A 24,064-nucleotide genomic window follows, 5' to 3' on the forward strand; every position below is an offset into this window, starting at 1 on the left:
CCCTGGGGGAACCGGGCCTTTGCCCTGCCGCTGAACAGCTGTCTGCCGGAGCCTGCCTAGCGGACCTTCACGGCCTCAGTGGTGTTGTTCTCGTAGTCGACGTCGCGGGTTTCCTTCGTGACAAACAGCGCCACCAGGGTCAGCACCGCCATGGAACTGAGGTAGATACCCACCAGCCACGGGCTGCCGTCTGCGGCCTGCCACAGGGCGACGGCGATGAACGGTGCCACGGCCGCACCCAGGATCGAGGAGACGTTGTAGGCAATGGCGGAGCCGGTGTACCGGACGTTGGTCGGGAACAGTTCCGGCAGCATGGCGCCCATCGGACCGAAGGTGAGTCCCATCAGGGTGAAGCCGATGATCAGCAGGGTCATGACACCCACGGTGCCGCCGGAGAACAGCGGCGCGAAGGTGAAGCCGAAAAGGAAGATTCCCGCGGTCACGGTCAGCAGGGTCTTGCGGCGGCCGAACTTCTCCGCCAGCGGCCCGGCCACCAGGGTGAAGATCCCGAAGAACACGACGCCCACAATCAGCATGATCAGGAAGTCGTTGCGGGCATAGCCCAGGCCCGCCGAGAAGGTCTCGGGGTCGAAGGCTTTATTGGCTTTCTCGGCGGCGGCGCGTGCCGCCTCTTCCGTCTTCGCCGCAGTGCCGTAGGTGAGGGTGAAGGTAGTCATCAGGTAGAAGAGGACATAGGTGGCCAGCATGATGAAGGTGCCGGCAATCATCTGCCGCCAGCTGAAGCGGAACGCCCGTCCCAGCGGCAGCTTGCTCACTTCACCGGAGTCCACTGCCTTCTGGAACGCCGGGGTTTCCACCAGCTTCAACCGCACGTACAGGCCGATGATGACCATGACGGCGCTGGCCAGGAACGGCACGCGCCAGCCCCACTGGTCGAACTGTTCGGGGGTGAGCTGGAAGCTCAGCAGCAGGAACAACCCGTTGGCGAGAATGAAGCCGATGGGAGCGCCCAGCTGCGGGAAGGTTCCCCAGACGGCGCGCTTGTTGGCCGGGGCGTTCTCGGTCGCCAGCAGGGCAGCGCCGCTCCATTCCCCGCCGAGGGCCAGGCCCTGGGCGAAGCGCATCACAACCAGCAGCGCCGGCGCCAGGATGATCCACCCGTCCTTGGCCTCGGGCAGGCACCCGATCAGGAAGGTGGCAATGCCCATGGTCAGCAGCGAGGCCACCAGGGTCCCCTTGCGGCCGACTTTGTCTCCGAAATGCCCGAAGATGATCGACCCCAGCGGGCGGGCAATAAAGGCCACCCCGAAGACGGCAAACGAGCTCAGCAGGGCTGTGGCGCCTTCCGCGTTCGGGAAGAACAGCCGGGGAAAGACCAGGACGGCAGCCGTGGCGTAAACGTAAAAGTCGTAGAACTCAATGGACGTGCCGATCAGGCTGGCAACGATCACGCGGCTCTTCGAATTGGCCTTGGCCGGCACCGCTTCCGCAGAACGATTCGTAGTAGGCATTGGGAGTCTTTCGCAAGAGGAATTGAAGTATCCACATCGTAGGCAACGGCGTCCGTTATCTGAGATTCGATTCCAAATAGTGGACAATGTTTCGGCGTTTGTCATATTCCGGGCACAAAAAACCCGCGCCCGCGGTTGGAATACTCCGCCGCGGACGCGGGATGGGGAAGCGTAAAACGCTACATATGTACGTGCAGGCGCCGAGCCGCCTCGGAAATGGAGCCGGTGAGCGAGGGGTAAACCGTGAAGGTGTTCGCCAGGTCATCCACGTGGAGCTTCTGCGTCACGGCAAGCGCGATGGGGAAGATCAGCTCGGAAGCACGCGGACCCACCACCACACCGCCGATCACGGTGCCGGAGCCCTTGCGGGAAATGATCTTTACGAAGCCTTCCTTGACGTCCATCATCTTGGCCCGCGCATTGGTGTGCAGCGAGAGCTTGATGACGTCGCCCTGGTAGCGGCCCTCGGCAACGTCCGCTTCGGAAACGCCCACGGACGCGATTTCCGGCGATGTGAAGATATTTGAGGCAACCTGCTTGAGCTTCAGCGGCTTCACGCCGTCGCCCATCAGGTGCGCCACGGCGATGCGGCCCTGCATGGCGGCCACGGACGCCAGGTTGAAGACGCCGGTGCAGTCGCCAGCGGCATACACGTTCGGCGCCGTGGTGCGGGAGACGCCGTCGACCTTGATCTGGCCGCGGTCATCCAGCTGCACCCCGGCCTCTTCCAGGCCGATGCCGGCGGTGTTGGGAATGGCGCCCACGGCCACCAGGCAGTGGCTGCCTTCCACGGTGCGGCCGTCGGAAAGGGTGACCAGCACGCCGTCGCCGGTATTCTTCACCGAATCGGCGCGGGAACGGCTGAGCACCGTCATGCCGCGGGCCTGGAACACGTCTTCGAGTACGACGGCGGCATCCGCGTCCTCGCCCGGCAGCACCCGGTCGCGGCTGGAGATGAGCGTGACCTTGGTGCCCAGGCCGTTGTAGGCGCTGGCGAACTCGGCTCCGGTCACGCCGGAACCAATGACAATCAGGTGTTCGGGCACCTCGGTGAGGTTGTAGATCTGCTTCCAGGTAAAGATGCGCTCACCGTCGGGCAGGGAGGTGTCCAGCTCGCGGGGGTTGGCGCCGGTGGCGATCAGCAGGGCCTCGGCCTCGACGGTGTCGACCGTGCCGTCGTCGGCCGTGACCTCAATGGTGGTGTTGTTCAGCAGCCGGCCGGCACCGATCTTTACCTTCACGCCCACGCGTTCGAGCGTGCGGCGGATGTCATTGGACTGTTCCTTGGCCAGCGCCAGCAGGCGGTGGTTGACTACCTTGAGGTCAGCGAAGACCGGGCTGGCAATATCGCCGAATTCAACGCCCAGGTTCCGGGCGGCGGTCATGCGGGTCATCACATCGGCGGTGGCGATGAGGGTCTTGGAGGGAACGACGTCGGTGAGCACCGCAGAGCCACCCAGTCCCTGCCGCTCGACAATGGTTACGTCCGCCCCGAGGGATGCGGCCACCAGGGCGGCCTCGTAGCCGCCGGGGCCACCTCCGAGGATGGCAATTTTCCGGGCAGTGAAATCTAGTTGGCTCGTCACAAGGCTCTATTGTGTCCCATCCCGTGACGGCGCTCAAACGGCGCCGCCGGCCCCGCACCCGGCCAGCGTGTGAAGACGGTAGGTTGTAGGTGTGACTAACGACCCATTTGAACTTGCCCAGCAGGCCGCCGACTACATTGCCGAGCACACCGGTGTGCCCTCCCATGACATTGCCCTGGTTCTCGGCAGCGGCTGGGGGGAAGCAGCGGAGCTCATCGGCGAGACCACTGCCACCCTCTCCGCCTCCGACATCCCCGGCTTCTCCGCCCCTGCCGTTCAGGGCCACGTCGGCACCATCCGTTCGGTGCTCACTCCCGACGGCAAGCGTGCCCTGGTCCTGGGCGCACGCACCCATTACTACGAGGGCAAGGGAGTACGCGCCGTCGTGCACGGTGTGCGTACCGCAGCCGCCGCCGGCGCCAAGGTCATGGTCCTGACCAACGGCTGCGGCGGCCTGAACCCGGCCTGGCAGCCCGGCACCCCGGTGCTCATCAGCGACCACATCAACCTCACGGCCACCTCCCCGCTGGAGGGGGCAACGTTCGTGGACCTCACCAATCTGTACTCCCCGCGCCTGCGGGAGGTCGCCCGCAGCGTGGATCCCACCCTGGACGAGGGCGTCTACGCACAGTTCACCGGCCCGCACTACGAAACCCCGGCCGAGGTCCGATACGCCAAGACCATCGGCGCCGACCTGGTGGGCATGTCCACCGCGCTGGAAGCCATTGCTGCCCGGCACGCCGGCATGGAGGTCTTCGGCATCTCCCTGGTCACCAACCTCGCCGCGGGCATCAGCCCGGTGGCCCTGAGCCACCAGGAGGTGCTGGAAGCCGGGCAGGCCGCCGGCCCCCGCATCTCCAAGCTGCTCGCCGAAATCATCAACCGGATCTAGCGGCGCTCCGCCGTTGCCCAGCAAGGTACACATCATGACTATGAATTCCGTTGAACTGGATGAACTCGTTGCCGCAGCAAAAGCATGGGCAGCGAGTGACCCCGACACCGATACCGCGGCGGAACTGCGCGCCGTGCTCCGCGCTTTGGAAACCAACGACGCCGAAGCGGCCGACGACCTGGCCGACCGGTTTGCCGGCACGCTGGAATTCGGCACCGCGGGGCTGCGGGCGGAACTGGGCGCCGGTCCCATGCGGATGAACCGGGTGGTGGTACGCCGCACGGCTGCGGGCATCGCGTCCTTCCTGCAGGACACCGCCGGGGACAACTGGACCCCCAGCGCCGTGATTGGCTACGACGCGCGGCACAAGTCCCGGGACTTCGCGCTGGAAACCGCTGCGGTGTTCGGCGCTGCCGGCATCGAGACGTTCCTGCTTCCCTGCACCCTGCCCACGCCGCTGCTGGCCTATGCCGTACGCGCCCTGGACACCGACGCCGGAGTGATGGTTACCGCCAGCCACAATCCGGCCCGGGACAATGGCTACAAGGTGTACCTGGGCGGCCGCACGGTCAAGGGGCCGGGACGCGGCGCCCAGATTGTCACGCCGTACGACGCCGAGATCGCGGCGCGGATCGATTACACGGCGCCGCTGGACTCAATCGAGCTGGCACCGGACGGCTACACCGAGGTCTCCGAATCCCTCGTGGCTGACTACATCGGCGCCGTGGACGGGCTGATGCACCCCGAAGGCTACCCCGAGCGGGACCTGGACATTGTGCTGACACCCATGCACGGCGTCGGCGGCGAAACCATGACGTCGGTGCTGCGCGGAGCCGGGTTCACCTCGGTGGCGCTGGTGGCCGCGCAGGCGCTGCCGGACCCGGATTTCCCCACCGTAGCCTTCCCCAACCCCGAGGAACCCGGCGCGCTGGACCTGGCCCTGGAACTGGCCGTCGAGCGGAATGCGGATCTGGTCCTGGCCAATGACCCCGACGCCGACCGCGCCGCCGTCGCCGCCAAGGACCCGGCCACGGGTGAATGGCGGATGCTGCGCGGCGACGAAGTGGGGGCCCTGCTCGGCCGCCATATCTCCCGCCGGATCGCTGCGGGACGGTGGAAGGTCCGCGGCGAAAAGAGCCGTAAAGGCGTGGTCTTCGCCAACTCCATCGTGTCCTCCCGCCTGCTGGCCCGGGTCGCCGAAGCGGCCGGGTTTGAGCACCAGGAGACCCTCACCGGTTTCAAGTGGATCTCGCGGGTGCCGAAGCTGACCTACGGCTACGAAGAGGCCCTGGGTTACTGCGTGGCTCCCGGACTGGTGCGGGACAAGGACGGCATCTCCGCCGGTGTGCTGATTGCCGAGCTGGCCGCGTCGCTGAAGGCCGCCGGCCGGACCCTCTTCGATGAGCTCGACGACCTTGCCCTGACCCACGGCCTGCACCAGAGCGACCAGCTCTCCGTCCGGGTGGACAACCTGGGCCTGCTGACCGAGATGATGCAGCGCCTGCGCGAACACCCGCCCGTGTCTTTTGCCGGCTCCGAGGTGGAATCCGCCGTCGACCTTTCCCTGGGCGACGCGGGCCTGCCGCCCACCGACGGACTGCGGTACATTACCCGGGACAACACTAGGGTCATCATCCGCCCCAGTGGAACCGAGCCAAAGCTCAAGTGCTACCTCGAGGTAATTGAGCCGGTGGCTTCGGCCGAGGAGCTGCCGGCCGCCCGTGCCAAGGCACGCGCTGCGCTGGACGCCGTGCTGGCGGATGTACGGACGGCCCTGGGACTCTAACCTAAGCGGGAGACCGGCATGGGACGGCTGATCTACACAGGCATCACCTCGTTGGATGGCTACATTGCGGACGAGTCCGGGTCCTTTGACTGGAGCATGCCCGACCAAGAGGTGCACCGCTTCGTCAACGGACTGGACCGCAACATGCGGACGTTTCTGCTGGGGCGTCAACTGTACGAGGTGATGGCGTACTGGGATTCCGTGCCGCCGGACGAGCCCGAAGCCATCCAGGAGTATGCCCGGATCTGGCAGGCGGCGGACAAAGTGGTGTATTCCCGCTCCCTCACGGAACTGGATGCACCGCGCACACGGCTGGAGCACAACTTCGACCCCGACGCCGTACGGACCCTCGTTGAGGCGTCCGACGGCGACGTCTCGGTGGGCGGAGCGGCCCTCGCCGCGCAGGCGCTGCAGGCCGGCTTGGTGGACGAGGTGCAGCAGCTGCTCTCCCCCGTGATCATCGGCGGCGGCAAGCGTTTCCTGCCGGCCGGGCTCCGCCTGGACCTGGAGCTGGTGGAGGAACAGCGCTTCGGCAATGGTGTGGTGTTCCTCCACTACCGGGTGCAGAAGTAAGCCCGGGCGGTGGAGGGCGCTTGGCCGGCGGCGTGCAGTCAGGCGAGCAGTTCGGTGGCCAGGGGCAGACGACTGCCGCTGGCCAGCAGGGTTCCCACCTGCTCAGCCGACAGCGGGCGGCTGAAGAAGTAGCCCTGCGCGCTGGAGCAGCCCATCTGGCGCAGGAGGCGGGCCTGGTCACGGGTTTCAATGCCCTCAAAGACGGCTTCCATCCCGGCCGCCTGAATGAGGCGGTGCACGGCGTCCACGAATTTCAGCTGGCCTTCGTCCCGGCTGATGGTGGCAATCAGGGCCCGGTCCACCTTGACGGTGGCCACGGGCAGTCGCCGCAGGTAGCTGATGGAGGAATACCCGGTTCCGAAGTCGTCGATTTCCAGCCGTACTCCCAGTGCCTTGAGTGACTTCATGGAGTACGTCTCCACGTCTCCGCTGCCTACAAACGCACTCTCGGTGATTTCCAGGACCAGATCCCGCGGAGCTGCTCCCGTTTCCCGCAGCTGGGCGCGGACATAGTCCACCAGGTCCATGCTCTGCAACTCAGACGGGGAGACGTTGACCCGGATGTGGAACCCGTCCTGGTCGTTTCCGGCGGCCCGCCAAGCCGCCAACTGCTCGAGGGAAGACCGCAGCACCCAGCGGCCTATGCCCCCAATGGCGCCGCACTCCTCAGCCAGGGGGATAAAAGCGTCCGGCATGATCAGTCCCTGTGTGGGATGCTGCCAGCGCAGCAGGACCTCAACGCCTTGCATCCGCCCGCTGGCCAGGTCCACCACCGGCTGGTAGTCCAGCCGGAATTCGTTGCGTTCCACGGCGTTGCGCAGTTCGGACACCATGTCCCGGCGCAGCTGCCGGGCATACAGCATGACCGGTTCGAAGGCCCGGACCATCCCGGGGCCCTCATCCTTCGCGATATACATTGCGGTGTCGGCACGCAGGAGGAGATCGGTGGCGGACTGTCCTGCTTCGGCCAGGTGAACCCCGATGCTGGCCCGCGGCCACACATCCAGTTCTTCCACCTCGGTACGGATGCTCAGTGCCTCCTGAAGCCGCTCTGCCGCTGCACGGGCGGACAAACGATTCACGCGCGGCAGCAGGATTGCAAATTCGTCCCCGCCGAGCCGGGCCACGGTGCTCCTCGGCGGCACCGCGCGGAGCAGCCGCACGGCAACCTCCTGAAGGACGCGGTCCCCCGCGTTGTGGCCGAAGCTGTCGTTGATGTCTTTGAACCCATCGAGATCGATCATCAACATTGCAGGCGCAGGCTCCGCACCGTTCCACTCGCTCAACGCATCTTCGGTTACCTGCATCAGCGCCAGCCGGTTTGCGACGCCGGTGAGCGGATCCGAGAGTGCCATGTGCTGCATCTGGGCATGGGCCTCCCGCAATTCCTCGGTGCGGTTTTCCACGCGCTGCTCAAAGTCGCGGTAGATGTCATCCAGCTCTGCGGCCAGCAGGTTAATACCGGTGCTGACCGCGTCCACCTGGTCACGGGCAGCCGATATGGGAATCCGGGCAGACAGATCGCCGGCGGCAATGCTGACAATGCCCTCCACGATCTTGTTCAACCGGGCGTCGTTATATGCCGAGGGTGCTGCCTGATCTTGATCCGCCATCACGAGGCGAACCGTTCCAGCCAGATCAAGGCGTCCGCCTCGGAGGAGAAATAACGGGTGGGGCAGGGCTGGACTTCCCCGCCCAGAAGGAAGTTGGCGATAACGCGGTCAACCGGTGAAACACCGATGACGGCGACGGCGGAGAGGGAACGCGCAGCACTGAATACCTCCCGGGCACCCCGGGTGATGGATTCGACACCGGACAGGGTCAGGAGCAACGGCAACTTACCGCTGCTGGCCATCCTGATGATGTTCTCGGCCGCAATCTCGGCCATGGTGCCCGTCACAACCTCGCCCGGCGGCAGCTCAAGCACCAGGTGACCCTCCTCGGACAGATGAACGTCCATGGATCCGGGCGCGGGCGGGTACTGCACCGTTGTCGGGTGCCCCTCGTATCTAGCCATGTTTCCCCCAAGTCGCCGCGCGGGACCTCTATGCAGCGGTATGCCTCGCCGTATTGGAATAACTGATAGCGCCGCCGCCGGTAGTTCGGAGACCGTGCTTGTATTGTGCGCCTTCAATGCTTAAATATCGAGTTCCTGTGGTTGTGTTGCTCCCTGCTTTCGAAGGGGCCTATTGTTCGCGGGCTGCTTCCATGGTGTCAATGAATGTGCGGACTTGGAACGCACGCTCGGCGCCACCGGTTTCCAGGAAGATCTGCTCGCTTTCCAGCGCGACTTTGAGTGCCTCCCCCTTTCGGCCCGCCTGCAGCAGGCACCCGCTGAGCAGCTGAAGGGATTGGGCTCGAATATACGGGAACAGCTCCTTGGTTTGGGCCGCAACCTCACGGAGCTTATTCTCAGCGACTTCCAAGTTCCCTGACGCATATTCCCAATGGGCGCGTGCCAGGAGAATTTCCACCTTGTCCGCAACGTTGCCGCCCGCAACGGAAATAGCAACCTCTGCCCGTTCAACACATTCAAGTGTCGCGCTGTTTATGAGACCTGCTTCGAGGCGCATATTGGCAGCAGCCTTGTTAAAGAGTGCCCACAGATTCACGTCGCCTACACGGACGAGGTCGATTGCCGCCCGGTCGTGATACTCCTGTCCCTCGGTGATTCGTCCGGACATAAAGCCGGCATTTCCGATGGCCCAATAAGCCATGCCGCGGACTTTAGTGCCGGATTCCGGTCCAACCAAAGTGTCCAAGACCAGCGCCTCCCGCCAGGCATCTTCTGATTCGCCCTTCTCCGCAAGTGTGGAAACGATGGAGTGCTGAAGTGCCAGACGGAGCTGTCCCGGCTCATCCGGAATAACGCTCGCCGCCTCTTCGGCGGCGGTCAGGGCTCGATCGGTCGCCCCGCTGTTTTGCAGCGCGTGGGCCAGTAACGTCCGGGCCTGGGCAACCAACTCAGGGTAATCAGCCATGGCAGCGTGCTCCACCAGTTCCTCAATGGTGCGAATGCAGTCGTCCATTCGTCCCAGTGCGTACTGAAAATGAGCGATATTGAAAGATGACCGGTGAAAGGCCCACTTGTCGCCGTCGCTTAGGGCTGCATCGCGGGCAATTGCGGAGTATTCAATAGCCTTTGCATAGTCATGCTCAGCCTTGGCCTGCTGTGCTCGATACTCGTTGACTATAACGACTGGATTCTGTTCCAACGCTGCAGGCCTCTTTCAGGGGTCAAGATCCAACGGTTACATAAAATATTTGCTCAGCATTCCCCAAAGAAGGCGCGCCGCACATCAATTGGATCCTAAGCATAGCTACACTCCAATTGTCCCACCCCGAATGAACTTTCCCCCAAGGAGCACTCCATGAAAAAACTTGGTGCAGCAGCACTATTGGCCGCTGTCCTCCTCGGAGCGGGCGCGGCAGCGCCCGCTTCGGCTGCCACTGTATCGGCCGCCGCGGGCAGCTCTAATATCCAGCTGATGGGCAACTGGCCCGGCTACCACTAAAAACAAAGCAGTCTAAGCGGCCGGGCGCCTGATTTCGGGGGCCCGGCCGCTTATTTTTCCCGGGCTCCGAGGAGCTCCCGCCGCATTCCCGCGGCTTTCCACCACTGCCCCTGTGGCAAGATAGATCCATGCCTACCCCCATTGCCTCGTACATTGATCACACGCTCCTGAAGCCCGAGGCCAGCCGCGAGGACATCCTGCGGGTCTGCGCCGAAGCCGCCGAATACCAGTTCAAGTCGGTATGCGTGAACCCGCTCTGGGTAGGTACCGTCCGCAACGCCCTGAAGGGCAGCGGCGTGCTGACCTGCTCGGTGATCGGGTTCCCCCTGGGTGCCACCACCACCGAGGTCAAGGTCTTCGAAGCCCAGGGTGCACTGCAGGACGGCGCCGACGAAATCGACATGGTCATCGACATTGCCGCAGCACGCCGCAACGACCGCGCCGCGCTGGTCCGCGACATCGCCGCCGTCGCCGACGCCGTCCACGCCGCCGGCGGCATCCTGAAGGTCATCATCGAAACTTCCCTGCTCACCGACGAGCAGAAGGTCCTGGCCTGCGAAGCATCGGTTGACGCCGGCGCTGATTTCGTCAAGACCTCCACCGGCTTCAACGGCGGCGGAGCAACGGTGGAAGACATTGCGTTGATGCGCCGCACGGTCGGTCCCGACCTGGGCGTAAAGGCCTCCGGCGGCGTCCGTTCCGCCGAAGATGCGCAGGCTTTGATCGACGCCGGGGCCACGCGTATCGGAGCGAGCTCCGGAATCGCTATTGTTAATGGAAGCAAAGCCACGTCGGACTACTGACCCGCAACGCTACTGAACACTTTTTGAAACGGAGAACTCCATGGTTGGAACACGGTCAAAGCAGCCGACACACTCAGGCGAGGGTCACCTGGTCAGCAACATCCTTACCTTCGTAGTGATGTTTGCGGTCTTCCTCGGCGCCATCTTCTCACTGAACTGGCTGAGCCTGGACAACGTCTGGCCCATGGCCATCCTGCTGGTTGCCGCCTGCGGCATGTACTTCGTGGCCTTCACCATCGGGCGTTCGGACACCACCACCGAACTGGCAAAGGGCTACTCCCACAACGAGTAGGTCCGGCACCACAGCACCACACCAGCGATGCACCCGAGGCCACCGGCCCGGGTGCATCGCTCGCTTAACACCGCAGGCTGCCCGCAGCAGCGGGACCGCGGCCGGGGAAACTGAGTAGCGGCCCGGGGCAAGCAGGTAGCCCTTACTCTTAGCGCACGCATGAAGCGCTCCCTAGATTCGCTGCATGACTACCATGATGACCCGCAGGGAATGGCGCCGGGACCGGGCCCGGCAGCAGCGCATCACCTTCATTGGCTACGCGGTCCTGGTCTCCTGCCTGGTGGCCGCCGCCGCACTCTTCCTGGTCGCCGTGACCGGCTGACCGCCCCGGGAGCCCCGGGAGCCCCGGGGAGCCCCTACTCCTTGAAAACGGCGTCCAGCACCTGCTTGGCCCACGCCAGTATTTCGGCATCCATCAGGTCCCGTCCGCCAATCCGCGCTGTCTTCGGCTTCGGCACGAGCACCGCGTTCAGGGCCGGCTTGACCTGCGCCCCCGGGTACATCCGCTGCAGCCGCATCACGCGTGATTCCGGCAGGTCGGCAGGGGCGAACTTAATGAAGTTGCCCTGCAGCGCAACGTCGGTCAGCCCGGCTTCCCGCGCGTCCACCCGGAACCGGGCCACATCGATGAGGTTCTTCACTTCCTGCGGCGGCTCGCCGTAGCGGTCCACCAGTTCGGCCAGGACCTCATCGATCCCCTCGTTGGTCAGTGCGGAAGCCAGCTTGCGGTAGGCCTCCAGCCGCAGCCGCTCCCCCGGCACATACTCGTGGGGCAGATGGGCGTTGACCGGCAGCTCGATCTTCATCTCGGCGGCCTTCTGCTCAGCCTCGCCGCGGTAATCGGCCACAGCTTCGCCCACCAGCCGGATGTACAGATCAAAACCAACACCGGCTATGTGCCCGGACTGTTCCCCGCCCAGCAGGTTGCCGGCGCCGCGGATTTCCAGGTCCTTCATTGCCAGCTGCATGCCGGCGCCCAGTTCGTTGTGAGTGGCCACTGCCTTGAGGCGTTCAAGCGCCACCTCGCCCAGCGGCTTCTCGGACGGGTAGAGGAAGTAGGCGTAGGCCCGCTCCCGGCCGCGGCCCACCCGCCCGCGCAGCTGATGCAGCTGGGACAAGCCGAAGTGGTCTGCCCGGTCCACGATCAGCGTGTTGGCGTTGGAGATGTCCAGGCCGGTCTCGATGATGGTGGTGCACACCAGCACGTCAAAGCGCTTCTCCCAGAAGTCCACAATGATCTGTTCAAGCTTCGACTCGCTCATCTGGCCGTGCGCGACGGCGATCCTCGCCTCCGGCACCAGCTCCTGGAGGTGCGCGGCGGTCCGGTCGATGGAGGACACCCGGTTGTGCACAAAGAAGACCTGCCCTTCACGCATCAGCTCCCGGCGGATGGCGGCGGAAGCCTGCTTGTCCGTGTACGGACCCACGTAGGTCAGCACCGGGTGCCGTTCCTCCGGCGGGGTCGCCAGGGTGGAGGTCTCCCGGATCCCGGTCAGGGACATTTCCAGGGTGCGGGGAATCGGGGTGGCGCTCATGGCCAGCACATCCACGTTGGTGCGCATCTTCTTCAGCGCTTCCTTGTGCTCCACGCCGAAACGCTGCTCCTCATCCACGATCACCAGGCCCAGGTCCTTGAACTGGACCTCCTGGGAAAGCAGGCGGTGGGTGCCGATCACTACGTCCACCGAACCGTTTTTGACGCCCTCATTGGTGGCCTTGGCCTGCTTGGCGGTCTGGAACCGGGAGAGCGAATCCACCCGGACCGGGAAGCCGGAGAAGCGTTCGGCGAACGTTTCCATGTGCTGCTGGGCCAGCAGCGTGGTGGGCACCAGCACCGCCACCTGCTTGCCGTCCTGCACCGCCTTGAACGCCGCCCGAACCGCGATTTCCGTTTTGCCGTAGCCCACGTCGCCGGACACCAGGCGGTCCATGGGCACTTCGCGCTCCATGTCCGCCTTGACCTCGTTGATGGTGGTCAGCTGGTCCGGCGTTTCCACGTAGGGGAAGGCTTCCTCCAGCTCCCGCTGCCAGGGGGTGTCCGGGCCGAAGGCGTGGCCCCTGGAGGCCATCCGGGCCGAGTACAGCCGGATCAGTTCCCCGGCGATCTCCTTGACGGCCTTCCGGGCCCGGCTCTTGGTCTTGGCCCAGTCGGAGCCGCCCATCTTGGACAGCACCGGGGTTTCGCCGCCAACATAGCGGGTGATCTGGTCCAGCTGGTCTGTGGGGACAAACAGCCGGTCCCCCGGAGCGCCGCGCTTGGAGGAGGCGTATTCCAGCACCATGTACTCGCGTACGGTCTTGTTGGCGCCGGCTCCGGTGGCGCGCTGGATCAGTTCAATGAACTTGCCGACGCCGTGCTGTTCGTGGACCACAAAGTCGCCCTCGTGCAACTGCAGCGGGTCCACGGCGTTGCGCCGCTTGGAGGGCATCTTGCGCATGTCGCGCGTGGAATATGCGCTGGCCCGGCCCAGCAGATCGGCTTCCGTGAGGAGCCCGGTCTTGAGCGTGTCGAAGACGTATCCGCGGCCGGCGCTGGCCGTGGTGATGGCGATGACGCCGGGGCGCGGTTCGGTGTCCACGGACTCCACCAGGGCGGCGGGGATGTCATTCTCGCGGAACAGTTCGGCCAGCCGTGCTGCCGGCCCGGGGCCTTCGGTGACGACGACGACGCGCCACATGTCGCGCACGCGGCCGCCGATGAAGTCCATCATCTCGGCCACATCACCCTGGTAGCCGCGCGGTTCGCGGGCGTTGATGGTCAGCGTGTCGATATCCAGCACGGTTTCGTCGTCCGGGTTAAAGGACGTGATGGACCACCAAGCCACACTGTTGGCGTGCGCTGCGGTGCGCGTTTCGGCCAGGGAACGGAAGCTGGCGGCGTTCAGGTCCGCCGCGAGTCCTGCGGACAGGTCCAGCGGCGCCGAGCCGCCGTCGGAGGCCGTGGCCCACGCCGCGGCAAGGAATTCCTCGTTGGTGGCGGCCAGGTCATGGGCGCGGGCACGGACCTTTTCGGGTTCAATCACCACGGCAATCGAGCCGGCGGGCAGCTCTCCCATCAGGGGAACCATCCGGTCCACCAGGACCGGTGCGAGGGATTCCATACCCTCCACGGCAATACCGCCGGCGATCTTCTCCAGCATGTCCGCCGCTGCGGGCATCTGGTCCTTGAGTTTCGCGGCCCGGCTCATCACTGAGGGAGTGATCAGGATTTCGCGGCAGGGAGGAGCGTAAAGCTCGCTGGGGTGGGTGATGTGCTCACCTGACAGGCTGCGCTGGTCTGCGACGGCGAACCAGCGCATCGAATCCACTTCGTCGCCGAAGAAATCAATGCGGATGGGGTGGTCCTCGGTAGGCGGGAAAACATCCAGGATGCCGCCGCGCACCGCGAACTCACCGCGGTGGGAGACCATGTCAACCCGGGCGTAGGCCGCCTCGGACAGTGCGGTGACCACGGAGTCGAAGGGCTGCTCCTGCCCCACCTTCAGGGCGACCGGCTTCAGCTCCCCCAAGCCTGCCACCAGCGGCTGGACAACGGCACGCACCGGCGCCACCACAACCTGCACGGGAGCGGTTTCCGGATGGGCCAGCCTGCGGAGGACGGACAGCCTGCGTCCCACCGTGTCCGAGCGGGGCGAAAGCCGTTCGTGCGGGAGCGTCTCCCAGCTCGGGAACTCCTCGATGCCCGCCAGCGGAAGGTAGCTGCGCAGCGCAGCGGCCAGGTCCTCAGCCTCACGCCCCGTGGCGGTCACGGCCAGCACCACCGGGGGCACGCCGTCGCCGGCCCCCGAGGCGGCCAGGCCGTCCACAACTTCGGCCAGCAGCGCCGCGCGCATGCCCTGCGGCGCACCGATCTGCAGGTCCTCACTGCGGTTTGCGGGCGGCCGGGAGGAAAGGGTGCGCACCCGGGCGTAGGACGGGTCCTCGGCGAGGGCGGCACGCAGTCCGTTCAGGCTCATGGGGGTGTTTTCTCCTTCACGACGCAACGCAAATACCCGAAGTTCACAGACGGAACCCCGGGGTTTTCTTCCACCCTACCCGCTGCCTGGGGGCTCCGGCGCACCTGTCGCTGAGAGCGGAAAGACGGTTTTCCGGCCCTGCGCTCCCCATCGAATCCGTTGCTGGATTTTCCTTGTGCGCCCTGCGACGCTTGAAAGGCACTGGCGTCACTGCAGTTCCCCACAGCTTCCTTTCCGGCAGCTGGCCTTGCGGCTGCCTTCACCAACGGAGGATTGCCCCATGACACGCAAAGCACCGGCACGCAAAGCGCCCTTCCGGGCTATCGGGTTGGCGGTACTCACCCTCGCACTTGGCGCCTGCGCCGGCACCAACGGCGACGGCGGGGGCACCGCCACCGGCAGCTCGACCTCCTCGGCATCGGATGCGTCGTCCTGCTCCACCATCTCCCCCAACAGCCCCGGCGAAGAGAACTGCCAGGCGGCAGGGATCCCGGGAAGCACAGCTGCCAATGAACGCTGCACCGGAACCCCGGCCGCATCCCCGACCGACGGACTGAACGAAGGAACCTTCGGCCCGTACTGCGAAAACGCGGTCGCCATCAGCTACAACGCGGGCCTGATTCCGGACGACGCCGAGGGCATCGTGACCGTCACCGAGACCAATGCGGACACCACCGTGGAACTGACCGCCCAGGGCTTCTCCCCGGACATGACCTTCACCGCGCAACTGCACGAGCGCGCCTGCGGAGCGGACCCTGCCGATGCCGGCGGGTTGGTCCAGAATCCGCAGGACAGTACCGGCGGCAACGGACTGGCCGTGGACTTCACCACGGACTCCTCCGGCAATGCCACGGCCACCGGTACGGTGCCGTGGGTCCTGCCGGGCAGCGGCGGCGGCCACTCCCTGCTGATCTTCGAGGCGGGCGGCAGCGAAAACGGCGAAGCAGCCGGCTGCCTGACCCTCGCTCAGTAGGGGGGGGCCGTTTACAGGCCGGCTGCGGGTCCGGTTTAGGATGAGGGTTGGCCGGTAGGCGGGCGTGCCCGCAGTTATTCAGCCGGCGTTCGCACCCACCTCTGGAGGACCCATGGCCCTGAACGCAACAACCATCCTGCCCTACGACGTCGCCACCGTGACGGACGCCTTCGCCAACGAGGACTTCCTGCGCACCATCAGCGAACACGTGGGCGGCGCCCTGGTCTCGGCCACCGTGGAGGGCGACACGGCAGGTGCATTTGTCCTGACAGCAGTGCGCACCATGCCGACCGACCGCCTCCCGGATATCGCCAAGAAGTTCGTTGGCGCTACCCTGACCGTCACCCAGAAGGAACAGTGGGCCGCACCGGGCGCGGACGGCACCCGCGAAGCCGCTGTTGAACTGTCCGTGGGCGGCGTTCCGCTTAAGGTGACGGCCGTACAGCGCCTGGTCACAGTGGCCGAAGGCACCCGGGTGGACGTCGATGGCAACGTCCGTTCCTCCATTCCGTTCCTCGGCGACAAAATCGCCAAGGCCGCCGAACCCATGATCGGCAAGGCGCTGACCATCCAGGCAGGCCAGGCCGGCAAGTGGATCGAAAGCCGGAAGGGCTAAGCATCTCCATGAGCCTTCCCACGCCCCTGGCCCTCGTCCTGATCGTCGCTGGCCTGTGGTCCATCCTGGTCTGGCCCTCCTTCCTCAAGGACGTACTGAAATCCCCGCAGGCCCGAGATGAAAACGGAGCCGCCACCCGGTACATGACGGTGAACCTCATGAAGATCAGCTCCGCCATGGTCTTCGGCCTGGCCACCATAGTGATCGGCATCCGGGCACTGGCCGGTTGATCTTCCGGCTGCTTCTCCGCAACGCCCCGGCAGGGATTCCTTCCGGGGCGTTGCGCTGTTCCCGGACCGTTGAAGACCCCCGGAGTCCGCTGCAGGGGCTTCCGGGACACCCGCCAACGTAGAACCGGGTAGACTGGTTCACGGTGCGCCGGGAAGTCTGGTCGGCAATTGTTTGCCGTACCCGAATCCGTTAGGAACCTTTTGATGGCCTCTGAGTCACCCAAGCCCCGCAGCCCCCGTACCGTCCTGAGCCGGGGCAGCTACGGCGAAGCACAGCGCATCGGCGAAATCCTTAGAAAAGAAACCGTAGGCGGCATCCTGCTGCTCGTCGCCACGGTTGCCGCCCTGATCTGGGCAAACTCCCCCGTTGCCGACAGCTATTTTGCCGTCCGAGACTTTGAAATCGGATATGAGCCCTGGCACCTCAAGCTCAGCATCGGCGCCTGGGCCGCGGACGGACTGCTGGCTATCTTCTTCTTCCTCGTGGGACTTGAACTCAAGAAAGAATTCGTCGCCGGCGACCTGCGGGACATCCGGCAGGCCATTGTGCCTATTGCCGCGGCGGTGGGCGGCGTGGTGGTCCCCGCCTTGATCTACGTTGCGGTAAACGTGCTCGCCGGCTCGGACGGGCTGCGCGGCTGGGCCATTCCGACGGCCACGGACATTGCCTTTGCGCTAGCCGTGCTTGCCGTGATCAGCTCCCACCTGCCCAGTGCCCTACGCATTTTCCTCCTCACACTGGCCGTGGTGGATGACCTGATTGCCATCACCATCATTGCCTTCTTCTACTCCGATGACGTGCATCTGGGCTACCTGCTCTGGATGTTCCTGCCGCTGGCGGCCTTCACGCTGCTGGTCCAGCGCCTCCCCAGGTTCTTCGGCACGCGGACCTGGCCCGCTTGGGTGATCCTGCTGCCGCTGGCCGTGGTTACGTGGGCTCTGATGCATGCCTCCGGCGTACACGCCACCGTTGCCGGTGTCCTGCTCGGTTTCGCCGTCCCGGTGCTGCGCCGCGGACCGGACCGCAGGAAGCTGCCGGCCAACCCCGAGCTGCCGGGGCTTTCAGAGATCTTCGAACACCGCTTCCGCCCCATTTCCACCGGTTTCGCCGTGCCGTTGTTCGCTTTCTTCTCCGCCGGCGTCGCGCTGGGTGGATTCGACGGCCTGGGCCGGGCACTGACAGACCCAGTGGCCATCGGCATTATCGTGGCGCTCGTCCTGGGTAAACCGCTGGGCATCCTGGCCACCACCTGGGGCATCACCGCCGGCACCAAAGCGAAACTGGACCCGGACCTGCGCTGGGTCGACCTGCTGGGCATCGGAGTTCTCGGCGGGATCGGCTTCACTGTGTCACTGCTGGTCAACGACCTCAGTTTCGCGGTGGGCAGTTCACACAACGACGACGCGAAGGTGGGTATCCTTGCCGCATCCCTGCTCGCCGCGCTGCTGGCATCAATCCTTCTGACCGCACGCAACCGGCGCTACCGCGCGATCGAGGAACAAGAGCGGCTGGACGCGGACAATGACGGTGTCCCGGATGTGTACGAAGGACGCGAGGATTAGCGGCAGCCGAACTCCGCGTACGGACCCAGCCAGCTGTTCTTGGTGGTGTAAGACATCGTTGTGGGCCACATCTGTACCCGCTCGGACGGAAAGGAAATGTCCGGCTCCTGAACCTGGATGACGCCCGAGACCGGACTCTTAGGAAGGGCCGTTCGAAGGCTCACCGCCATCGGCTGAGTCCTGCCGTTGGTCGTGCCGAGCGCCGAACGCAGCCCTTGTAGCTCTGAGGGGTTCAAGGTCAGCTGCTGCCGCGGCACAGCGTAGGACTTACTGGCTGCACCCACCGTGAAGGTCAGGACGTATGCGGCATCCGTTTCCAGACCGGCCGCCGGTGACCATGAGATTTTGCCCGATTCGGTGCACCATGGCGCCGGCGGTTTTACGACATTGGGCATCGGTGTCACGGTAATGGTGGCCGCAGTGGATGCACTCCAGTAGGCATATGCTGCGGTTCCGCCGAGTCCAAGCACCACCGTCAGGAGAAACGCGACGGCGGCGGTACGGAACCCCGGCAGCCGCCGCAGCCGGCCGAACCGGCCGGTGTCGACACGGGGGGCCATCACCTGGTCCCGCTCCCGGCTCTCCGCAGCCCCCTGCTGCGCCTTGGTACTCATTGGCTCCTGCTTCGTAGACGGACACCTGCCGCGGCGAAGAATGCCACCGACAGTACTATCAGGAGCGTACCCGAGAGTGACCGGATGATGGGTTCAACGGTGCTCTGGAAACCCGCCGGCGCCGCGTCCGTAAGCCTGCCCGCTTCTGCCGGCGCCACGTTGGCGTTGAAATTCAGTGTGCTGCCCCGTACCTGTCCCGGCTCACCTGCGGCCGCGGGAAAGCCGGCCATTGCAGCAGCGCCCGGGGTGTTCTGTCCGGCCTGGAACAGGGCAGCGATCCGCCCGGTGCGGTTTGGTGTCGGTGCGACCCCATCGGTGCCGGTGACGCCGTCGCCGTCGGTTCCCGTTCCGGGTGTTCCGTTGTCCGTCCCGCCGCCGCTGGCGGGGATTTCCGGGTTCCCCGCCGAACCGTCCAAGGCCTCGCAGGCATCCGGGCCGGTCCCCGGGATGTCCGTGGACTGCAGATAGAACACCAGGTCGAACGCTGCGCTGCGGTTACGGGCGGCATTGGGCGCCTCGATGGAAAGGTCCGCCGTGAGCTGCACGCGTACGTCCTCTCCGGGGGCAAGTTCCCACCCCTGATAAAGGGAGGTGCACGCTCCGGCATCGCCAAGCAGCACCGGATTACCGCCAATACCGTCTGCTGATGCGCTGACCGAAAGCAGGCCCGCCAATTCAGTGTCCAGGATCGGCCTGACGGCGCCCGCCGAGAGATGGGCCGGTCCGTCCCCATTGTTGCGGATCCAAATGGACCCCGCGGTTGAGCTGCCCGGAACCAGCCGGATGCCCTGGCCAAAAACAGGGGTGGCCAGTGTCGGTGCAAAGGAGGTGCCGTCTGTACTGAAGGCCAGGTAATCACCGGCCGCAGTCGCAGCCGGCATGCCCGTAAGGGCGACGGCTGCGGCGGCGCTGGCGACCACACCCATAGTGAGCCAGCGCTTCGCCGGCCAGGAAACAGGCATTAGACGGCTACGGGCTTCCGGTGGCTGCGCAGGTGCTGGCGTGAGCTGCCGTGGGTGCAGTGCTCGCACTCTTCCAGTACCGGATCGTCCTCCATGTCGTCCCTGTCCAGGGACAGCGTGCCAAAAATCGGATTCGATTCCGAAGCCGGCCCGGCTCCGTCGGAGTCATTGCCCGGCTCGCCGCTGCCGGCGTCACCCGTCTCCCCGTCCTCACGCCTCTTGGCCAGCGCACCGCGGACCATGGTAACCACGCCGTAGCCGAGTAGTGCGACGGCGCCCCACTGCAGGGCGGCCCCGCGGTCCGAGTTGCCGAGGGCGTTGGCAGCGAAGCCAACGAACGGGACCGCGTAAAAGAGCTTGCCGCGCACCTGGATTTCGCGCACCGGGTTCTCGTCCGCAACGTCATTGTTGTCGCCCTGGGTGATCAGGGTCCGCGCGCCGTCCTGGGCCGTGCCCACGGAAACGATGCGGTGTGTGATGACGGCCGGATCGTTGGATTCGATCTGGTAGGTGATCACGTCGCCCACGCGCAGTTCCTCGAACGGAACGGGCTTGACCACCAGAAAGGTGCCGGGTGCGTAATGCGGGGCCATGGAACTGGTCAGGACGCTGTAAGTCTGCGATCCGGTCACCAGCGGGACAACTACCAGGACCAACGCGATCAGCGCGGTGGCGCACAGGGCAAGGTAGCTCAGGCCGGTTCCGATGAAACTCAACGGACTGGCAGGCTTTTCTGCTGTTCTGCGGCCACTTGACATGGTTTTCCTATCCATCACTTAGCTGTTGGCGCAAGCTGCGCCACGCTGAGGTTTACGGGGATGCTGACCGGAGTGCCCAAAAGACGTGCCGGTGTGCTGGTGCTAAGGGTGATCTTGAAACAAAGAGTCTGGGTCGCTCCGGTACCTAGTGTCTGGAGCTGCGGGGTGCCGGGCGGAACATCCAGAGGTGCGGAACATGTCTGACCTGCCTTCAGGACGCGGGCGGTCACCGTGAGGTTGCCCTCGAGCAGGGTGCCCGGGGCGGGCAGCCCAACGGCCGGCTGAAGCACCAGCGGCGACCCCGGCTGCACGTTGACCGCGTTGGTTACCCGCACGGACTGGTAAGCGGATGTTCCGCGCTTCAACTCCCCGGGATTCAGCGTCAACGCGGGTGTGTCGGCCATGTTGGCGTCGTTGATCAGGACGTTGAAATCTGCGGCCTGAATAGTTCCGGCGTTCACATCCACCGATGCATTCCACAGGGCGTAGCTGCCCTGGACCGTCATAAGACCGAGCACCACAGCGGCCAGGACCAAGCCGGCAGCTTTCAATGCTCGAAGACTCTTCACGGTTTATTTCCTCCAGGGATTGGGCTGTGTGCGGCACTCCGCGCACAGCCCGGACTTGAACAAGGGGTGGAGAAGGGGTGTTAGCTGACGACCTGGGTCAGGGTGAAGCCGACCTTGTTCAGGGCGAGCGTCATGTTTGCGTCGGCGCGTCCCTCGGTCTTCGGGTTGAAGATGAAGGTGCCCTTGGCGGTAATAACGCCTGAGTTGTCCTTGGTGAGCAGCGCCGGGTCTACGGCCTTGCCGTTCTGCGTGTAGGTCACGGTGGGCATCGCGCTGCCGGTGAACTTGTTGACTGCTGCGACGTTGCTCATTTCAAGCTTGGCCTTGAGCTGGTCACCGGTGAGCGTGACGTTGATGTCCTGCGTGAAGACCAGAACATCGCCGGGCACTGCGCGGTAGGTGGCGATGTCGATGGGCGCACCGGCCGCGGTGCTCCAGGTGCCCGTCTTCGTGGTACCGAGGTTCAGGTCGCCGGCAGTGATGGTTCCGGGAGCAACGTCCGCTGCCGCGTTCCAGGTAGCCAGCGTTCCGCCGCCGCCGAGCAGCATGGCCGCTCCGATGCCGATTGCCAGTGCACCCTTGGTCATGCTCTTCATCGTTATCCCTTTGTTCGAAAGTCTTTGGCCCCGGAATGTTTTCCTGCCGCTGGGATAAGTCTGCTGCCCGGCCCTCAAGAATCGACGGGCGCTTGGCGCAGGGTTGCGGCAACATTGGGGCAATGCTCAAGCGCCGCACAAGGTAGTCTCAACATCGACTCAAACCGGTGCCGCGACCACCGGAAACCGTAGCGTTCTTCCGGCCGGAGGACCCATGCCCCGTCACGACAAACCCATGAGCCGCCCGCCGGGCGCTTCCATACGCGCACGCGGGGCCGCCGCCGTCGTGCTGGTGGTCTACTTGGTGTTGCTGGGTGCGGCAGTGTTCTGGCCTTCGCCTATCGACCGGCCAGCCGCCGCCTTCCTGCAGGACACCGCACTGCGCCTGTATGAGCTCGGACTTCCGCCATGGTTCGACTACGCCCGTCTTGAATGGTCCGCCAACGTGGCCCTGTTCATCCCGTTCGGCCTGCTTGCCGGGCTTATCCTTCCGCGCAGATATGTGTGGCTGGCAGGAGTGTGCGGTATTGCGGCGTCCATTGGCATCGAGACAGCTCAGTCGGTGTTTCTTCCCCTGCGCTATGCGACGGTCAATGACGTGGCGGCGAATTCGATAGGCGCCGTATTCGGCGCGGGCCTGGCCTATTTGCTGCATGCCCGGCCCCGGGCGCGGCGGCGGGCACCGTTTTCCTAAGGGCAATTAAAGATGCCCTTACCGGCGAAATTCAGCGGGAACAATTGCAACTGAAATATTGCCACGATCTTGAGCGTTGCGGGCACCCGTTCCTGAGCTTGGAATGCCACTGTTGGTGTTGGCCCGGGAAGTGTCCGAGCCGGCACCGATCCAGGATCCATAACCTCGACGAGCCCCCACTCGAAGGATATTTTTTGTACTTCACTGCCCCGCAGCGGAGCCAGCCCGCAGAAGCGGGTATGCCTCCGACCGCACCAGCATTCCCGGCCATGAGCCGGCATCCCGGCCTGCCGGCCGCAGCGCGGTCGGTGATGCCTGAACTCCCCCACCGGATGATCGCGCTGGCCACCCTGCTGGATTTGAGCGAGCAAATGGGAGCACGCACCTGCCGGCAGTACATCGGCAACTACATTTCCATGTGGGACGGACGTTTTGCCCGTCTGGTGGGGGCCGCAGAAACGAAGGATCTCGAGGCCGCCATGGATGTGGTCCTGAGCATCAAGATCTCCAGCCACATGGCCGGCGCGGAACGGCTCTCAGCCTTGGCCGCGGAGGCCCAAGCGGCCGTGGCGGCCTACGATTTTCCGGCGCTGGACAGCATGGTCGAAGCCATCGGCCGGTGCGGCGCAGACACCATGGCGTTCCTCACCGATTCCCTGGGCCCGGCACGGCAGGACCGGTTCCAGGGCTGAAGAAGTGAAAACCCCCGGCACGCCATGCGTGCCGGGGGTTTCGTAATTCCTGGGGGACGGGTTAGGAAGCCGGGGTAAGCCGGTAACCTACACCGCGCACCGTCTCGAGCCACCGCGGTGACTTGGAGTCGTCGCCAAGCTTGCGGCGCAGGTTCCCCACGTGGACCTCGATGGTGCGCTCGTCGGCGTCGCTGATGAACGACCCGGTGTCATATTCCTCGCCGCGCAGGCGCCGGACCAGATCAGTCTTCGTCCGCACGAGGCGGCCGCCTTCCAGCAGTGCATGCAGCAGGTCGAATTCGGTCCGGGTCAGTTCCACGGCCTGCCCGTTGATCTCCGTGGTGCGCGTGCCCGGGTCGAGTGTGAGGCCGTTGTGCCCGAATGCGCCCGGGGCAGCAGCCGCCTGCGGGGCCTGGACCGCTGCAGAAGCCGCGGCCGGCATTGGATGCGCGGCGCCGTCGTCGCCGGCCGGCACGCCGGACCCGGCGCCCTCGCCTTCCGAAGCGGATTCGCCGCGGGGACGGCGGAGCATTGCCGAGATGCGCGCGCGCAGCTCACGGGGGCGGAACGGCTTGGTGATGTAGTCATCGGCACCGGCTTCAAGGCCCATCAGGGTGTCGAGCTCTTCGGCGCGGGCCGTGAGCATCACAATGTAGGCGTCGCTGAACAGGCGCAGTTGGCGGATCACTTCGAATCCGTCGATATCCGGCAGGCCCAGGTCCAGGGTCACCACAGTGGGATTGTGAAGGCGGACCATCTCCACGCCCTCGGAGCCGTTAGGGGCCGTGTAGACCTTAAACCCCGACTGCTGCAGAACTGCGTTGAGAAGATCGCGGATATCTGCGTCATCTTCGACGATGACCGCTACGCGCTGTATTTCCATGCCTGTTTATTTTCCTGTCCAGCGAGACTTCGGATTGTC

25 protein-coding genes are annotated in these 24,064 nt (G+C 65.1%); 13 read left to right on the top strand and 12 right to left on the bottom strand.

What is annotated here, in order from left to right:
• Positions 1–56 precede the first annotated feature (56 nt).
• Both QNN98_RS12390 and QNN98_RS12395 read right to left on the bottom strand, forming a co-directional pair.
• Positions 57–1,472 (bottom strand): MFS transporter, encoded by a 1,416-nt coding sequence (locus QNN98_RS12390; protein ID WP_283997526.1) that lies wholly within the window; start codon positions 1,470–1,472, stop codon positions 57–59.
• A 179-nt stretch (positions 1,473–1,651) separates the two neighbouring features.
• Positions 1,652–3,058, bottom strand: coding sequence for an NAD(P)H-quinone dehydrogenase (locus QNN98_RS12395; RefSeq protein WP_283997528.1), 1,407 nt, complete (start codon positions 3,056–3,058; stop codon positions 1,652–1,654).
• Positions 3,059–3,149: 91 nt separating this feature from the next.
• Here QNN98_RS12395 and QNN98_RS12400 point away from each other — a divergent pair, with 91 nt between their 5' ends.
• Genes QNN98_RS12400 through QNN98_RS12410 form a run of 3 tightly spaced genes read left to right on the top strand, consistent with a single transcriptional unit; the run spans position 3,150 to position 6,309 of the window.
• Complete coding sequence (locus tag QNN98_RS12400; protein WP_227914179.1) at positions 3,150–3,950, top strand: purine-nucleoside phosphorylase; 801 nt, start codon at positions 3,150–3,152, stop codon at positions 3,948–3,950.
• A gap of 34 nt (positions 3,951–3,984) precedes the next feature.
• On the top strand, positions 3,985–5,736 hold the full coding sequence (locus tag QNN98_RS12405) for a phospho-sugar mutase (RefSeq protein ID WP_283997530.1): 1,752 nt from the start codon (positions 3,985–3,987) through the stop codon (positions 5,734–5,736).
• Between the two features lie 18 nt (positions 5,737–5,754).
• Positions 5,755–6,309, top strand: a complete 555-nt coding sequence (locus QNN98_RS12410) for a dihydrofolate reductase family protein (RefSeq protein WP_283997532.1) — start codon at positions 5,755–5,757, stop codon at positions 6,307–6,309.
• Positions 6,310–6,347: 38 nt separating this feature from the next.
• Here QNN98_RS12410 and QNN98_RS12415 read toward each other — a convergent pair whose 3' ends face one another.
• From QNN98_RS12415 to QNN98_RS12425, 3 genes are all read right to left on the bottom strand, one after another.
• Complete coding sequence (locus tag QNN98_RS12415; protein ID WP_227927003.1) at positions 6,348–7,922, bottom strand: putative bifunctional diguanylate cyclase/phosphodiesterase; 1,575 nt, start codon at positions 7,920–7,922, stop codon at positions 6,348–6,350.
• Positions 7,922–8,326 carry a DUF7793 family protein gene (locus QNN98_RS12420; protein WP_227927002.1) on the bottom strand — a complete coding sequence of 135 codons (405 nt, stop codon included), beginning with the start codon at positions 8,324–8,326 and terminating at the stop codon, positions 7,922–7,924. Before QNN98_RS12420 ends, QNN98_RS12415 begins: the two co-directional genes overlap by 1 nt.
• Before the next feature lie 169 nt (positions 8,327–8,495).
• Entirely contained in the window at positions 8,496–9,524 is a 1,029-nt protein-coding gene (locus QNN98_RS12425; RefSeq protein ID WP_229960748.1) for a hypothetical protein, read from the bottom strand.
• Positions 9,525–9,680: 156 nt separating this feature from the next.
• Between QNN98_RS12425 and QNN98_RS12430 the strand changes: the two genes are divergently transcribed.
• The 4 genes from QNN98_RS12430 (at position 9,681) to QNN98_RS12445 (ending at position 11,241) form a co-directional block, all read left to right on the top strand.
• The gene (locus QNN98_RS12430) at positions 9,681–9,824 is read left to right on the top strand and encodes a hypothetical protein (RefSeq protein ID WP_229960749.1); all 144 of its coding nucleotides are present in this window, start codon (positions 9,681–9,683) and stop codon (positions 9,822–9,824) included.
• Positions 9,825–9,952: 128 nt separating this feature from the next.
• Positions 9,953–10,627, top strand: coding sequence for a deoxyribose-phosphate aldolase (gene deoC / locus QNN98_RS12435; protein ID WP_283997539.1), 675 nt, complete (start codon positions 9,953–9,955; stop codon positions 10,625–10,627).
• Between the two features lie 40 nt (positions 10,628–10,667).
• Positions 10,668–10,919: a hypothetical protein gene (locus QNN98_RS12440; protein ID WP_227914171.1), complete on the top strand. Its 252-nt coding sequence runs from the start codon at positions 10,668–10,670 to the stop codon at positions 10,917–10,919.
• A gap of 184 nt (positions 10,920–11,103) precedes the next feature.
• Positions 11,104–11,241, top strand: a complete 138-nt coding sequence (locus tag QNN98_RS12445) for a hypothetical protein (protein ID WP_227914170.1) — start codon at positions 11,104–11,106, stop codon at positions 11,239–11,241.
• A gap of 34 nt (positions 11,242–11,275) precedes the next feature.
• On the opposite strand, the gene mfd is transcribed toward QNN98_RS12445, so the two are convergent.
• Positions 11,276–14,875 carry a transcription-repair coupling factor gene (mfd, locus tag QNN98_RS12450; RefSeq protein ID WP_283997542.1) on the bottom strand — a complete coding sequence of 1,200 codons (3,600 nt, stop codon included), beginning with the start codon at positions 14,873–14,875 and terminating at the stop codon, positions 11,276–11,278.
• Positions 14,876–15,155: 280 nt separating this feature from the next.
• On the opposite strand from mfd, the gene QNN98_RS12455 reads away from it, so the two are divergent.
• The 4 genes from QNN98_RS12455 (at position 15,156) to nhaA (ending at position 18,257) form a co-directional block, all read left to right on the top strand.
• Positions 15,156–15,848: a hypothetical protein gene (locus QNN98_RS12455; RefSeq protein WP_227926998.1), complete on the top strand. Its 693-nt coding sequence runs from the start codon at positions 15,156–15,158 to the stop codon at positions 15,846–15,848.
• A 112-nt stretch (positions 15,849–15,960) separates the two neighbouring features.
• Positions 15,961–16,464, top strand: a complete 504-nt coding sequence (locus QNN98_RS12460; protein ID WP_283997545.1) for a DUF2505 domain-containing protein — start codon at positions 15,961–15,963, stop codon at positions 16,462–16,464.
• Between the two features lie 8 nt (positions 16,465–16,472).
• Positions 16,473–16,694, top strand: a complete 222-nt coding sequence (locus QNN98_RS12465) for an SCO4848 family membrane protein (protein ID WP_227914166.1) — start codon at positions 16,473–16,475, stop codon at positions 16,692–16,694.
• Between the two features lie 204 nt (positions 16,695–16,898).
• Positions 16,899–18,257: a Na+/H+ antiporter NhaA gene (gene nhaA / locus QNN98_RS12470; RefSeq protein ID WP_227914165.1), complete on the top strand. Its 1,359-nt coding sequence runs from the start codon at positions 16,899–16,901 to the stop codon at positions 18,255–18,257.
• Here the strand turns inward: nhaA and QNN98_RS12475 are convergent.
• From QNN98_RS12475 to QNN98_RS12495, 5 genes are all read right to left on the bottom strand, one after another.
• A complete protein-coding gene (locus QNN98_RS12475; protein ID WP_283997548.1) occupies positions 18,254–18,871 on the bottom strand; it encodes a hypothetical protein in 618 nt (205 codons plus the stop codon). The genes nhaA and QNN98_RS12475 overlap by 4 nt on opposite strands.
• The gene (locus tag QNN98_RS12480; protein WP_283997550.1) at positions 18,868–19,833 is read right to left on the bottom strand and encodes a hypothetical protein; all 966 of its coding nucleotides are present in this window, start codon (positions 19,831–19,833) and stop codon (positions 18,868–18,870) included. Before QNN98_RS12480 ends, QNN98_RS12475 begins: the two co-directional genes overlap by 4 nt.
• Entirely contained in the window at positions 19,833–20,549 is a 717-nt protein-coding gene (locus QNN98_RS12485) for a signal peptidase I (protein WP_227914162.1), read from the bottom strand. Before QNN98_RS12485 ends, QNN98_RS12480 begins: the two co-directional genes overlap by 1 nt.
• A gap of 56 nt (positions 20,550–20,605) precedes the next feature.
• Complete coding sequence (locus tag QNN98_RS12490) at positions 20,606–21,160, bottom strand: SipW-dependent-type signal peptide-containing protein (RefSeq protein ID WP_283997552.1); 555 nt, start codon at positions 21,158–21,160, stop codon at positions 20,606–20,608.
• An 80-nt stretch (positions 21,161–21,240) separates the two neighbouring features.
• The gene (locus tag QNN98_RS12495) at positions 21,241–21,756 is read right to left on the bottom strand and encodes an alternate-type signal peptide domain-containing protein (protein WP_283997554.1); all 516 of its coding nucleotides are present in this window, start codon (positions 21,754–21,756) and stop codon (positions 21,241–21,243) included.
• 214 nt (positions 21,757–21,970) lie between these two features.
• Here QNN98_RS12495 and QNN98_RS12500 point away from each other — a divergent pair, with 214 nt between their 5' ends.
• Positions 21,971–22,450 (top strand): VanZ family protein, encoded by a 480-nt coding sequence (locus tag QNN98_RS12500; RefSeq protein WP_227914159.1) that lies wholly within the window; start codon positions 21,971–21,973, stop codon positions 22,448–22,450.
• A 269-nt stretch (positions 22,451–22,719) separates the two neighbouring features.
• Positions 22,720–23,142 (top strand): hypothetical protein, encoded by a 423-nt coding sequence (locus QNN98_RS12505; protein WP_227926993.1) that lies wholly within the window; start codon positions 22,720–22,722, stop codon positions 23,140–23,142.
• Positions 23,143–23,203: 61 nt separating this feature from the next.
• Here QNN98_RS12505 and QNN98_RS12510 read toward each other — a convergent pair whose 3' ends face one another.
• The gene (locus tag QNN98_RS12510) at positions 23,204–24,025 is read right to left on the bottom strand and encodes a response regulator transcription factor (RefSeq protein ID WP_227914157.1); all 822 of its coding nucleotides are present in this window, start codon (positions 24,023–24,025) and stop codon (positions 23,204–23,206) included.
• Between the last annotated feature and the right edge of the window lie 39 nt (positions 24,026–24,064).

It is taken from the genome of Arthrobacter sp. zg-Y1143, from assembly GCF_030125565.1.
GTDB lineage: Bacteria > Actinomycetota > Actinomycetes > Actinomycetales > Micrococcaceae > Arthrobacter_B.